This window comes from Bradyrhizobium guangdongense (genome assembly GCF_004114975.1).
Taxonomy (GTDB): domain Bacteria; phylum Pseudomonadota; class Alphaproteobacteria; order Rhizobiales; family Xanthobacteraceae; genus Bradyrhizobium; species Bradyrhizobium guangdongense.
Genome location: NZ_CP030051.1, coordinates 3,325,674 through 3,337,456, shown reverse-complemented (window position 1 = coordinate 3,337,456; position 11,783 = coordinate 3,325,674). Strand labels below are relative to the sequence as shown.

General features: G+C 65.0%; 12 protein-coding genes. 5 read left to right on the top strand and 7 right to left on the bottom strand.

From position 1 onward, the window contains the following. Positions 1 to 693: 693 nt before the first annotated feature. Positions 694 to 1,554: a LysR family transcriptional regulator gene (locus X265_RS15850; RefSeq protein ID WP_128965655.1), complete on the bottom strand. Its 861-nt coding sequence runs from the start codon at positions 1,552 to 1,554 to the stop codon at positions 694 to 696. 105 nt (positions 1,555 to 1,659) lie between these two features. Here X265_RS15850 and X265_RS15845 point away from each other — a divergent pair, with 105 nt between their 5' ends. After that, positions 1,660 to 2,652, top strand: coding sequence for a zinc-dependent alcohol dehydrogenase family protein (locus tag X265_RS15845; RefSeq protein WP_188637374.1), 993 nt, complete (start codon positions 1,660 to 1,662; stop codon positions 2,650 to 2,652). Positions 2,653 to 2,668: 16 nt separating this feature from the next. Here X265_RS15845 and X265_RS15840 read toward each other — a convergent pair whose 3' ends face one another. Both X265_RS15840 and X265_RS15835 read right to left on the bottom strand, forming a co-directional pair. Next, complete coding sequence (locus X265_RS15840) at positions 2,669 to 2,863, bottom strand: hypothetical protein (protein WP_018322145.1); 195 nt, start codon at positions 2,861 to 2,863, stop codon at positions 2,669 to 2,671. A gap of 410 nt (positions 2,864 to 3,273) precedes the next feature. Continuing rightward, a complete protein-coding gene (locus X265_RS15835; RefSeq protein WP_128965654.1) occupies positions 3,274 to 4,347 on the bottom strand; it encodes a hypothetical protein in 1,074 nt (357 codons plus the stop codon). 246 nt (positions 4,348 to 4,593) lie between these two features. On the opposite strand from X265_RS15835, the gene X265_RS15830 reads away from it, so the two are divergent. Then, entirely contained in the window at positions 4,594 to 5,619 is a 1,026-nt protein-coding gene (locus tag X265_RS15830; protein WP_128965653.1) for a patatin-like phospholipase family protein, read from the top strand. A 6-nt stretch (positions 5,620 to 5,625) separates the two neighbouring features. Here X265_RS15830 and X265_RS15825 read toward each other — a convergent pair whose 3' ends face one another. Then, positions 5,626 to 6,054, bottom strand: coding sequence for a CBS domain-containing protein (locus tag X265_RS15825; RefSeq protein WP_128965652.1), 429 nt, complete (start codon positions 6,052 to 6,054; stop codon positions 5,626 to 5,628). A gap of 188 nt (positions 6,055 to 6,242) precedes the next feature. Further along, positions 6,243 to 7,052, bottom strand: a complete 810-nt coding sequence (locus tag X265_RS15820; protein ID WP_128965651.1) for a rhomboid family intramembrane serine protease — start codon at positions 7,050 to 7,052, stop codon at positions 6,243 to 6,245. 451 nt (positions 7,053 to 7,503) lie between these two features. Between X265_RS15820 and X265_RS15815 the strand changes: the two genes are divergently transcribed. Then, entirely contained in the window at positions 7,504 to 8,058 is a 555-nt protein-coding gene (locus X265_RS15815) for a PAS domain-containing protein (RefSeq protein ID WP_128965650.1), read from the top strand. 19 nt (positions 8,059 to 8,077) lie between these two features. Here X265_RS15815 and X265_RS15810 read toward each other — a convergent pair whose 3' ends face one another. After that, positions 8,078 to 8,467, bottom strand: coding sequence for a COG4315 family predicted lipoprotein (locus X265_RS15810; RefSeq protein WP_128965649.1), 390 nt, complete (start codon positions 8,465 to 8,467; stop codon positions 8,078 to 8,080). A gap of 154 nt (positions 8,468 to 8,621) precedes the next feature. Between X265_RS15810 and X265_RS15805 the strand changes: the two genes are divergently transcribed. Both X265_RS15805 and X265_RS15800 read left to right on the top strand, forming a co-directional pair. Next, positions 8,622 to 9,125: a GNAT family N-acetyltransferase gene (locus tag X265_RS15805; RefSeq protein ID WP_128969288.1), complete on the top strand. Its 504-nt coding sequence runs from the start codon at positions 8,622 to 8,624 to the stop codon at positions 9,123 to 9,125. A 123-nt stretch (positions 9,126 to 9,248) separates the two neighbouring features. Then, complete coding sequence (locus X265_RS15800) at positions 9,249 to 9,551, top strand: hypothetical protein (RefSeq protein WP_128965648.1); 303 nt, start codon at positions 9,249 to 9,251, stop codon at positions 9,549 to 9,551. A gap of 75 nt (positions 9,552 to 9,626) precedes the next feature. On the opposite strand, the gene X265_RS15795 is transcribed toward X265_RS15800, so the two are convergent. Continuing rightward, positions 9,627 to 11,630: a DEAD/DEAH box helicase gene (locus tag X265_RS15795; RefSeq protein WP_128965647.1), complete on the bottom strand. Its 2,004-nt coding sequence runs from the start codon at positions 11,628 to 11,630 to the stop codon at positions 9,627 to 9,629. Between the last annotated feature and the right edge of the window lie 153 nt (positions 11,631 to 11,783).

The following is an 11,783-nucleotide window of genomic DNA, read 5'->3' as shown; positions in this document are numbered from 1 at the left end:
CCCGGATTGCTTCGCTGCGCTCGCAATGACGGAGGGTGGGCGACACTGTCGCTCTGCAAATTGCATCTTCATCGCAAACACAGCTTCGCATTCTCGCGGCTCATCTCGCCCGAGCTTTGCTTGGTCGCCTTGCCCGCTCATGAAAGAGGGCGCAGGGAAGACCGGGTGCCCGACTGGCACCCGCGGTCCACTGTGCGATCGGTTGCGCTACAAGAGGCTGCACAGCGGCATACAGGTGAAGCCGAAACGTCCGGCCTTCCCTGCGCAGTGGTTTGACGGCTTATATCGTGATCTCCCCGGGGAGCGGTGCACTATTGCCCCCGTCGCCTTGCAGATGGCTGATGTGTGCATCCGGTTGGACATCGCACACCACCACAAGACTTAGCGCACAGACCCCGGGCGCCAGGACCACACGATTTTGCCGTACGCAGGAATCACACCGGTCGTATGCGCGATGGTCCCGCTCACGGTTGCCCGCCCTGCAAAACCTGATCGCGCCGACGTGACCCACGCCCACCGCCGTCCGGCCCGCGTCGTGACGATCGCGATACGCCCCTCTTCCTCGGGCCGGGTTGCGCGATACATACGCCATTTCCGAATTTCGGTAAAGTGAAATATTTGCGACCGCGCGGATTGACCCACGGCTCGCGTGTTTTGCCGTCGGGCAACGCAAGCTTCGTGGCCCGAATGGAACTACGACACCTTTCCCGCCAGCCGCTCGACAACCAGGTCAAGCAGCGCCCGCAGACGCGCTAGCCGCTTGAGATCGCGGTGATAGCCAACAAAAGTGTCGCGGCCAGGCGGCGTCACGCCGATGTCGAGCGCGACCAGACGGCGATCGCGATCACCCACCGGGCGCGGCAGCACAGCAAGACCGCCACCGCTGGCGCAGAGCTCCGCCTGCACCTGTCTGTTGTTGCTGCGCAAGGCGATGTCGGCCTGCGGCAGCGTGCGCTTCAGCCAGATAGCATCGGGCATATCGGCGAATTCCGCGTTCATGGTGACGAGCCGGACGCCGCTGCCGTCGCCGGCCCGCGGTGGCTTGCTGCCCTTCTTGCCGTAGAGCGCATAGGGAATGTGCAGCAGCTTCCTGGAAATGACCTCGGGCTCGCTGAACGGCTTGATGCGAAAGACAAGGTCAGCCTCGCGCCGCGGCAGGCTGTAGAGTCGCGCATCGGTCAGGAGCTCGACGGTCACCTTGGGATGGCGTTTGCCAAAAGTCGCGATGACAGGCGACAGCATCAGCGTGCCGAACCAGTCCGACGAGGATAAACGCAATGTGCCGTCGAGCTGCGTCTCCGTCCCCGTCGTCTGGCGCTGAAGCGCAATCGCCTCCTCCTCGATCCGCTCGGCATGCGCGAGCACTGCCGTGCCTTCGTCGGTGAGCACAAAGCCGTCGGCCGTACGCTGGAATAGCGTCTGCCCGAGCGCCTGTTCTAGCGCGCGCAACCGCCGCCCCATCGTCGGCTGCGTTTGCCCGATTTTTCGCGCGGCCGCGCCGAGCGTGCCTTCGCGCGCGATCGCCAGGAAGATGCGCAGATCGCTCCATTCCATCGTCGTCCCCGCCCATTCAAAAATGCATGATCACCGTACATCCTTGTTCCTTTCCATGCAAAAAGTCATGGGCATATTGGAGGCCGACAACGGAGCAAGACGATCATGACCAAGCCATCGACAATGCGCGCGGGCGTTCTGGAGACCCACAACGGGCCCCTGCGCGTCTCCACCGTCTCCCTGCCCAGGATCGGTCCGCGCGAGGTGCGGGTGCGGGTGCGCGCAAGCGGGGTCAATCCGCTCGACACCAAGATCCATGCCGGTGCAGCCGCGCATGCACGCCATCCGCTGCCCGCAATTCCCGGGATCGATCTCGCCGGCGTAGTCGAGCAGACCGGGCGCGAGGTCTCGCGATTCAAAGCTGGCGACGAGGTCTATGGCATGACCGGCGGCGTCGGTGGCGTGCAGGGATCGCTCGCCGAATTCGCCGCTGTCGATGCTGACCTGCTGGCGCTGAAGCCGGCAAATCTCAGCATGCGCGAGGCCGCCGCCCTGCCCCTCATCTTCATCACGGCGTGGGAAGGCCTGATCGACCGTGCTGTCTTGAAGGCCGGGCAGAAAGTATTGATCCATGGCGGCGCGGGCGGCGTCGGCCATGTCGCGGTCCAGATCGCACGCGCATTTGGCGCGGAAGTGTTTGCGACTGGCTCGGCCTCGCAGCGTACGACCATCGAAGGTTTTGGTGCTGTATTCATCGATCGAGACGCTTCGGTCGAGGCCTATGTCTCCGCGCACACCTCGGGCCGCGGCTTCGACATCGTCTACGACACTGTCGGCGGTAAGGTGCTCGATGCCTCCTTTACGGCGGTGCGCCGCTTCGGCCATGTCGTCAGCGCGCTCGGCTGGGGCACGCATGCACTGGCGCCGCTGTCGTTCCGCGCCGCCTCCTATTCAGGCGTGTTCACGCTGCTGCCGCTGCTGTCAGGCGAAGGCCGGACGCATCACGGAGAGATCATGGCGGAAGCCACGCGCCTCGCCGAGGCCGGCAAACTGGTGCCGTTGCTCCATCCCAGGCGCTTTACGATGGAGAGCGTTGGCGAGGCCTATGCGTTGATCCGGGAGCACACCGCCAAGGGCAAATTGGTGGTCGATATCTAACGGCACAGAACTGCCGCTAATCCTCGCTCGACGCCGCGGAGCGGTTGCGCAAATAAGCCTGCGACAGCAGGAAGAACAGCGCGCGCTCGCCATGGTATTTGGCCGACGGCCGCGTGCGTTCGAAGCCATCGGCAAAAATCTTGCCGGACTGGTCGCAGACCTGCCACCGCCAACCGAACCGCTTGCGCCTGGTGAGGATCACTTCGAACATGCCGACGCGCTTGGTCCCCTTGCTCCTTGCCGGTCACGCGAGCCTACCGAAGGCTGGCGCCGGCTTCCCCCATTGGACGGACGCCCGACATATAACGTGGCAGGACGGAAAGCGAATGAAATTGATTATCGGAAATATGTATCTTGCACGGTTTATTGCGAAGTCGCGACGCCCGGAATAAGCCGACGCCGCCGGTGTTTTGCCGATCTTGCAGCGCAGTTCGACGGCGCGGACCGGTCGCGCTTCCCGTGCATTCAAACCAGAACACAGAATGTCTGATGCGGTGAGCGCCTGCTCACCTCACGCACGGCGATAGAGGTAATCGGAGGTGGCGTCTTCGTGCGCTGAACGAGAGTTGAGACGAATCCCGGTGAGGACGGAGTCGGGCTGCGCTGGCGACCCAAACAGCGCTAGTGCGCGACGACTTCGACTTCGCCGTCGACGCCGTTCACGACGTTGAAGCCCCGCTCGTAGACCTTGCCCTCATTCTTGGCGATGGCGCGGTATTCGCCTTCGGAGAGCACGACGCGCGGGAAGGCGCCGATCGATTCCTTGATGACGTCGCCGCCCGGCGTCAGCACCGACCAGGCGGTGTTGGCGAGCGCCTCGCCGCCCTTGTCGCTGACGAGCTTGAGCGTGATGACGGCGGCGCGGTGGGTGATGGTGACGTCGGTGAGCTTGCCTGCCTGGACGCGGATGTCCGAGCGCACCACCGAATTGGCGTCCCCGTAATTGGAGATGATGTAGTAGGTGCCCTCCGGGATCAGCACGACGTCGCCGGCGGCGACGTTCGGCACCAGCGCGGCACGCTCGCCGGATTCGAACTGGCTGCCCTTGTAGATCGCGAACGAGATTTGGTTCTGCGGGATGCGGCTGGTGCCGACGCGCCCCTCGATGCGCAGCCCCCCGGCCGGGAGCACGAAGGATTCGCGGTCGGTCTCGGCCTTCAGGCTGACGGTGCGCACCGCGCTGACGAGGCCGAAGGCGACGTGCACGACGTAATTGCCAGGCGGCAGCACGATGTTGGGCGTGGCGTTGCGATCCTCGCGGATCAGCTTGAAGGTGCCATTCTCGTCGGGACGGTCGGCAAATACCCGCCAGACGAGGCCACTGGTGATTGCAGGCGTGTCCTTGCCGTATTTGGCCGACAGCGACAGCACGGCCTGCCCAGGCGCGGCCGCATTGAGGGGGGCTGCCGGCGGCACGGTCGTCACCGCGGGCGGCGGCATGCTGGGCGTATTCGGCTGGGTCAGGGTCGGCGGCAGGCTGGGCGGACCAGCGCCCAGACCTGAGGGCGGCGCGAGGCTGACTGCGCCGCCTGGATCGGGCACCGAAGCCGGCGGCACCGGCGGCGGGCGATCCGAGAAAAGCTGCGCCTGAGCGGCATTTTGGCCCAGGACGAGGAGGCACATGGCCAAGACAAGCGCCGGCAGCAGCCTGCCGCCGCGCCGCCATCCGATGATGCCGTCACCCCCTGGAGTCATGCCCCCTGCTTTTCACCGAAAACGCGGCAAATTCAAGCCTCTGAAACCCAGGGAAATACGGCTTGGCGACCGATCTTTGGAACCCGGTTGACGCCTGCGTGATTACACCAGAGGCACCCGGCCCTCGCCACATTCCTGCCCCCTGCGTCTCGAACGCTTGTAAACCAAGCTTTGCCGTCGTTCTGGCGAAGCGGGAGCGCGGTGCCTACTCTGGAACGAGGGCTGGCCCGGAGTAGGAGAGTTTCGGTGCTGGATATCTTGAAAGGTCGGGGCGTGAACGGTGCGAATGGCGAGAAGGTCGGCCTTGGCAGCATCCGCCGGCCCGTCCTCGGCCTCGCGCTGGGCGGCGGCGCGGCACGTGGTTTCGCCCATATCGGCATCATGAGAACGCTGCTGGCCAACGGCATCGTGCCCGATGTCGTGGTCGGCACCTCGATCGGGGCGGCGGTCGGCGGCGCCTACGCGGCCGATCGGCTCGACGCGCTGGAAGACTGGGCGCGCAGCCTGCAAGGCGTACGCAACATTCTCGGCTATCTCGACATCCGCCTCAACGGTTCGGGCCTGATCGGCGGCGAGAAGCTCGCAAGCCGGCTGGAAGAATCGATCGGCCACACCCTGATCGAGGACCTCCCGATGAAATACGCCTCGGTCGCGACCGAGGTCCGCACCGGCCACGAGATCTGGTTGACGCGCGGCCGGCTGGTGGAGGCGATGCGCGCCTCCTATGCCCTGCCCGGCATCTTCTCCCCGGTGATGATCGGCGACCGCTGGCTGGTCGACGGCGCGCTGGTGAACCCGGTGCCGGTCTCGGCGGCACGAGCCCTCGGCGCCGAGATCGTGATCGCCGTCAACCTCTCAACCGACGTCTTCACCCATTCGACGACGATCCATTCGCACGGCGCGATGCCCGCGACTGACGTGCCCGTCACCGAGCCACCGGCCAAGCGGCGGTTTCCGCGCATCTTCTCGCCGGAGAAAACCGTCAAGCGCGAGTTCTTCGGCAGCGCCGGACGTCCAGGCATTTCGTCGGTGATGGTGGATGCCTTCAATATCATGCAGGACCGCATCACCCGCGCACGGCTCGCCGGCGATCCGCCCGACCTGCTGATCACGCCCCGGGTCGGTCAGTTCGGCTGGTTCGATTTCCACCGCGCCGAAGACCTGATCGCCCACGGCGCGCGTGCCGCCGAACGCGCGCTGGAACAGATCCAGGAAACGATCGAGGTGCTGGCGCCGGCGCCTGAAGACGCCGCGCCAAAGGCGGCGGAGTAAGTCTGATCAGGCCGTCTTGATGTAGTCGCGCAGGGCTTCCTGCTCGGACTCGTATTCCTGGACGCGGCGCTTGACGATGTCGCCGATCGAGATCAGGCCGACCACCTTGTTGTTCTCGAGCACCGGCAGGTGACGGAACTTGCCTGTTGTCATCATCTCCATGAGCTCGGCGACCGTATCGGTCTCCTTGCAGGTGACAACCTTGCGGGTCATGACCTGGCTCACCGGCTCTTCCAGCACGCCGGCACCGCGCTCGCCGAGCACGCGAACGATGTCGCGCTCCGACAGGATGCCCTCGAGCCGGCTCTGGCTCATCACCAGCACCGCACCGATCTTCTTCTCGCCAAGCAGCTTGACCGCGGCAGCCAGCTTCGCGTCGGGCTCGACGCTCATGATCTGGTGGCCCTTGGTATTAAGAATGGATCGTACCGTCATTGCCGCCTCCCTGAATCCGATCCGACCGCTTTGCGCGGGCCGGACTTGTTCGCGAGTCTTCAACTAACAGTTTTGGCGCCGGTTTCACGCTCGTGCGCTTTGCGAAGCATCGCTGCTAGCAGCTTGTCGCTTCGGAACATTCTTCTCGGGAATGATGGATGAATTCGGGCTGCGCTGCAAGCGCCGCTTCAAATACCGCTTGAAATGTCCTGTGATGACGCATCCGCAGCATCACCGTTTCGCACGCGCGGCACGGGATCGAACAGCGCGAACAGCAACAGCCCTGCGAAGAAGCCGCCGATATGCGCCTGCCAGGCAACGCCCGCGCTATCGCCGTCGACGCCGATTCCGCCGGCACCGAAGATGAAGTTGAGGACGAACCACACGCCCAGGAAGCCGACGATCCGCCGGTCTCGCAGGGCATGCAACAGCGGCTGCGCCGGAACCTTCGCGGCGGTATCGGCATCCGAACGGCTGAACGACAGGAAGCTGCCCCGCACGAAGGCGAACCGGATGGCCGCAGCCATCGCGCCCGACACCGAGGCGGAGGCGCCGATCATCGGCACCACCGCGTGCTCGTGCGTGACGAGGTGGGCAAGCGCGCCCGCCACCGCCGTCACCGCCAGGAACAGGAAGAAACGCAAGCCGCCAAATCGCCGCGCCAGCGCGCTGCCGAACGGCAGCAGCCACAGCACGTTGAAGCCGAGATGGGTGAGGTTGGCATGCAGCAGTGAATAGGTGACGAAGGTCCAGACTTTGGCACCGGCACCGCCCGCGAATTGCAGATTGACCAGCGAGGAATCGTAACGCTTCGGGATGAAACCGAAGGCATCGATGGTCCAGTTGTCCAGCTCCGGCGGCAGCAGCACCCGCAGATGGATCAGCGCAAGGAGGACGACATAAGCCGTCAGTGGCCACGGCAGCGTCAGGATCGGCTCGCGGGGCGCCTCTTCGACGACGACCGGCTGATCCGATGGGGGTTGCGGCGGGGAGTCCAAGGCGGTTTCGCTTTCAGGCGATCGAAACAACAAGCCTGCAGATAGTCGCCTTTGCCGCCCTTGCGCAAGTGCACAAAAGGAAAAGGCGGAGCCCTGGGAAAGCCCCGCCTGTCCGTGTCGATCTTCCTGACACTGCGGAGGAACAGGAGTATCCCCACCCCTCCCCGCGGCCAGTGACCAAACTGTTTGACGCCCGTGTACAGGCCTCGCCGAGAACCTGGATGAAAGCGGCGGGGCTTGCGACCGCGATCACCATAACAAGGCCGACGCGGAGCGAAAGCGCATAGTTAATTTAACGTTAACGCAGCAAAGGCGGCGCCCGAGGTGCCGAAAACGCCCCTGCGGCATGGACGCTGCAATTCCTCTCCTGCACAACATCAAGGAGATCTCGGGTGCGCTGAAGCGGGACAGGTTTGTCCCATGAGGTTGCGCCGAGGGGTGAGCGTCAATCATGAAACATCCATCGAGCCGCGCGTTCTTCGCGTATTGGGACAAGAAGCGCGGCAGCGCACGGGCTCCTGATCGGGCCGACATCGACCCGGCCGCCGTGCGCGAGCTGCTGGGCGACATCTTCGTGCTGTCCTGCGAGCCGAAGACAGGCTTTCCGTTCCGCGTCGCCGGCACCCGCGTCTGCGCCCTCGCCGGCTGCGATCTCAAGGACCAGGGCTTTGCCGCATTGTTCACCGATGCGAGCCGCAGCGAGATCGAGGAAATCGCAACCGTCGTCGCCGACGAGACGTTAGGTGCCATCGCCGGCGTCACGGCGTTGCGCGAGGACGGCAGCAAGGCTCATCTCGAGCTGCTGCTGCTGCCCTTCAACGCGCGCCCGCACACGCCGGTGAGCTTGACCGGCGTGCTCGCGCCGTTCGACGACGAATGCGGCGCGCTTTCAGCCTTCACCGTCACCTCCTGGCGCTATCTGCACCAGCCGGAGAAATTGCTGCCGCGCGCGATCCGCAAGCTGCAGATCGCACGCGGGCTGATGGTCTATGAGGGGCTGCGGTAGGCGGCCTCGCCCATCGCGCTCACGGCATCGCCAGATGCCAGGCGCCGTTCAAAAAGCCGTCGCCGGTGATGTCGCCGGGCTTGGTGTCCTTGGCAAACGTATAGAGCGGCTTGCCCTTGTGGGCCCATTGCTTGGAGCCGTCGTCGCGGGTGATGATCGTGTAGCCGTCGCCGGGCGTGTCGCTGGCCTCCGCCTTCAGCGCCGGCCAATTTGTCGCACACGGACCGTTGCAGGCCGACTTGCCGTCCATGTCCTTGTCGAAGGTGTAGAGCGACATGCCCTTGGCGTCGGTGAGCACGCTGCCCTTGTCGGTCTTGCCGGTCTTGGTTGGCGGCGCCGCAAACGCAGCACTGGTGAGAGCGAGTGACGTGAGCAGCGTCAGCGCGAGGCGGATCGAGGATGTCGTCATGATGTCTCCTGTCAGGCAATGGGCTTGCAAAATTGACTTGCATGGGTAGGACGCCGCACCGCGCGCACTATTCCTCGAAAGCTCGCAAAGATATTTTTGTCTGTGCGCGTCAACGCGATGGAATAAATTGCGTCCGATGTACGAAGCAGCCGACATGAGCAAGCCGCACTGGCGCCACGCGCACGCTGGAGACCTCGAAGCGATCTGCACGATCGCGGCACGGATTCATCCCGATCTCGCCGAGCGCCCCGAAATATTCGCCGAGAAGATGCGGCTCTATCCGCGCGGTTGCCGTGTGCTGGCCACAGGCGGCGAGATCGCAGGCTACGCTCTCGCGCATCCCTGGATGCGGCATCAGGTCCCGCCGCTCGACTATTTTCTCGGCCGATTGCCCGACGGCGCGGACTGCCTCTACATCCACGACGTCGCCGTGCTGCCCGACCACCGCGGCGGCGCTGCGCGCGCTTATGTCACGGAGATCGGGGAGCTCGCTCGATCATCAGGCATCGCGACGCTGGCGCTGGTCTCGGTCTACGGCACGCGCGTGCTGTGGGAGCGTCTTGGCTTCCACGCCGTCGCACCGGACGCGGCTCTGCGCGACAAACTGTCGTCCTATGGCGCGAGCGCGACCTACATGCTGCGCGAGCTCGGCAAATAACGGTCTTCCCTGCCCCCGCCTCACGCGGGCGTGAAGCCAGGCCTCGAACCGGTTTCGACCGGCTCCCGTCGAAGACCTGTGCGAGCCATTCCGGTCTCGCCAAATTGAGGCTGGAGAATTGCCATGAAACTCACATTGCCTGGCGTTGCTTTGCTTGCATTCGCTGTGACGAGCGCGTTCACCGCAACCAGTGCCAATGCGGTGCAGTTCCGCACCTATGGTTGCGATGCCGGCTTGTTCGAAAGCTGCGGCATCATCAACCTGCAAGAACCGGGACCTGGACGGCGCCCCGTCGTTCGCGTCAGCCGTGACACATCCCCGACCTACATGAAGCAGTCGGACCCTCGCTACAGCTCCGCGATGCGTGATGCCGGCGGCGGCGGTGGTGGCGGCGGAGGCGGTGGTGGTGGTGGCGGCGGCCGCTAAGCCCTGGCTGACTTTTCAGATGATGTCGCCGGTGCAATCCGGCGGCATCATTGCCGTCTGTGCTCGCCGCATCAGTCAGCCGCGGCGCTTCTTCTTGCCTTTCTTGCCCGGCGCGCCCGGCCATTCGGTGACCGACGGCGCATATTTGGAGTCACCGGATTTGTTACCTGATGTCTTGTTCTTCTTGCCGAACGCCGGCTTGCCGAACTTGCCGCCCTCGTGAGACTTGACGTGAGGCTTGGCATACGGCTTGGCGTGCGGCTTGCCCTGATGCTTGGCGTCGGGCTTTCTCCGCGGCGCGTCGTACTGCTTCGGCTCGTTCCAGGGATCGTCGCTGCGGCGCACGACGTGGTCGTCGTCGCGTTCATCGCGCCGCGGCACGCGTGCCGGCTTGCCCACGGCAGCATGGTCTTGCAGCGCACCCGTCATCGGCTCGATGCGGATACTGTCTTCCTTGTCCGGACGCTTGACCTTGACGGCGAAGGCCTCCGCGACGCGCTCGGAGATCTCGAACTCGGTGGTAGTGTCCATGATCTTGATCGCCCCGATGTCGCGCTTGTCGATGCCGCCGCGGCGGCAGATCATCGGCAGTAGCCAGCGTGCCTCCGCATTCTTGCGGCGGCCGATGGCGGCCCGGAACCAGACGGTGGGCTCCGCCATGACATGCTTCGACGATCCCTTCCCTGGTTTGGCACGGGGCCGCTCGGAGCGGTCCTCGCCACGGGATGCGCGATCCTCGCGATGACGACTCTCGCGCCGTCCGCGATCCTCGCCGGGATCGATGATGTCTTCCGGCGACGGCAGCCGCGCGCGATAGAGCCGCGCCAGCGCCGCCGCGATCTCCTCGGCCGGCCGCTCGGCCAGCAGGGCCTTCGCCAGTTCGAGATCGTCGGCAGTCGTCTCCTCGGTGAACAGCACGTCCTTCATGCGCTCATGATCGAGCTTGCGAATCTCATCCGCCTGCGGCGCCGTACCCCAGTTCGCTTCGATTCCGGACAAATTCAGCAAAACCTCCGCGCGCCGGCGTCGTACAGGCGCCACCAGCAGGACGCTGACGCCCTTCCGGCCCGCGCGCCCGGTGCGGCCGGAGCGATGCTGCATCACTTCAGGGTCGTTGGGCAGATCTGCGTGAATGACGAGGTCGAGGCTCGGCAAGTCGATGCCGCGGGCCGCAACGTCGGTCGCGACGCAAACGCGGGCGCGCCCGTCCCTGAGCGACTGGAGCGCCAAGGTGCGCTCGTTCTGCGTCAACTCGCCCGACAGAGCGACCACGGAGAAGCCGCGCTCGAGCAGCGCCGCCTGCAAATGCCTGACGGCATCGCGGGTGTTGCAGAACACCAGCGCGCTCGGCGCCTCGTAGAAGCGCAGCACGTTGACGGCCGCATGCTCGACATCACCGGGCGCGACCCGGATGGCGCGGTACTCGATATCGGCGTGACCGCCCTCGTCGCCCGCGACCTCGATCCGGAACGCGTCCTGCTGATACTGCTTGGCGAGTGCGACGATGCCGCGCGGGAACGTCGCCGAGAACAGCAGCGTGCGGCGCGTCTCCGGCGTGGTCTCGAGGATGAACTCCATGTCCTCGCGAAAGCCGAGATTGAGCATCTCGTCGGCCTCATCGAGGACGACGACCTTCAATTCCGAGATGTCGAGGCGGCCGCGGCGCAGATGATCGCACAGCCGGCCGGGCGTGCCGACGACGATATGGGCGCCCGCGGCAAGCTCGCGCTGCTCGCGGCGCGGGTCCATGCCGCCGACGCAGGAGACGACGCGCGCCCCAGCAAGCTCGTAGAGCCAGGTGAGCTCGCGCTGGACCTGCAAGGCGAGCTCGCGGGTCGGCGCGACGATCAGCGCGAGCGGTGCTGCGGCCTGCCCGAACCGCTCGGCATCACCGAGCAGGTCCTTGGCCATGGCCAAGCCGTAAGCGACCGTCTTGCCCGAGCCGGTCTGGGCGGAGACCAGGAGATCGCGGTCGATCGCATCCTCGCCGAGCACGGCAAGTTGGACCGGAGTCGGTGAATCATAATTGCGCTCAGCCAGGGCACGGGCGAGCGGCGGGGTGAGGGCCGGAAAGGACACGGAGTGGAAAACCTTATTGGTCGGGGCGCAGAATGGAAAACCGAGGGCCTGACGCTGCAATCACAGCAATAGGCCCGCTCACACCCATGATGATCTTGATTTGGACGCTCTTTACGCCAGCAGCGGCCAAATCACCATGCCTTTGATGCATGG

What these genes read in the sequence shown, in the direction of transcription:
- X265_RS15850 (WP_128965655.1), bottom strand. Translation starts at nt 1,554, where the DNA reads ATGGAATGGAGCGATCTGCGCATCTTCCTGGCGATCGCGCGCGAAGGC.
- X265_RS15845 (WP_188637374.1), top strand. Translation starts at nt 1,660, where the DNA reads ATGACCAAGCCATCGACAATGCGCGCGGGCGTTCTGGAGACCCACAAC.
- X265_RS15840 (WP_018322145.1), bottom strand. Translation starts at nt 2,863, where the DNA reads ATGTTCGAAGTGATCCTCACCAGGCGCAAGCGGTTCGGTTGGCGGTGG.
- X265_RS15835 (WP_128965654.1), bottom strand. Translation starts at nt 4,347, where the DNA reads ATGACTCCAGGGGGTGACGGCATCATCGGATGGCGGCGCGGCGGCAGG.
- X265_RS15825 (WP_128965652.1), bottom strand. Translation starts at nt 6,054, where the DNA reads ATGACGGTACGATCCATTCTTAATACCAAGGGCCACCAGATCATGAGC.
- X265_RS15815 (WP_128965650.1), top strand. Translation starts at nt 7,504, where the DNA reads ATGAAACATCCATCGAGCCGCGCGTTCTTCGCGTATTGGGACAAGAAG.
- X265_RS15810 (WP_128965649.1), bottom strand. Translation starts at nt 8,467, where the DNA reads ATGACGACATCCTCGATCCGCCTCGCGCTGACGCTGCTCACGTCACTC.
- X265_RS15805 (WP_128969288.1), top strand. Translation starts at nt 8,622, where the DNA reads ATGAGCAAGCCGCACTGGCGCCACGCGCACGCTGGAGACCTCGAAGCG.
- X265_RS15800 (WP_128965648.1), top strand. Translation starts at nt 9,249, where the DNA reads ATGAAACTCACATTGCCTGGCGTTGCTTTGCTTGCATTCGCTGTGACG.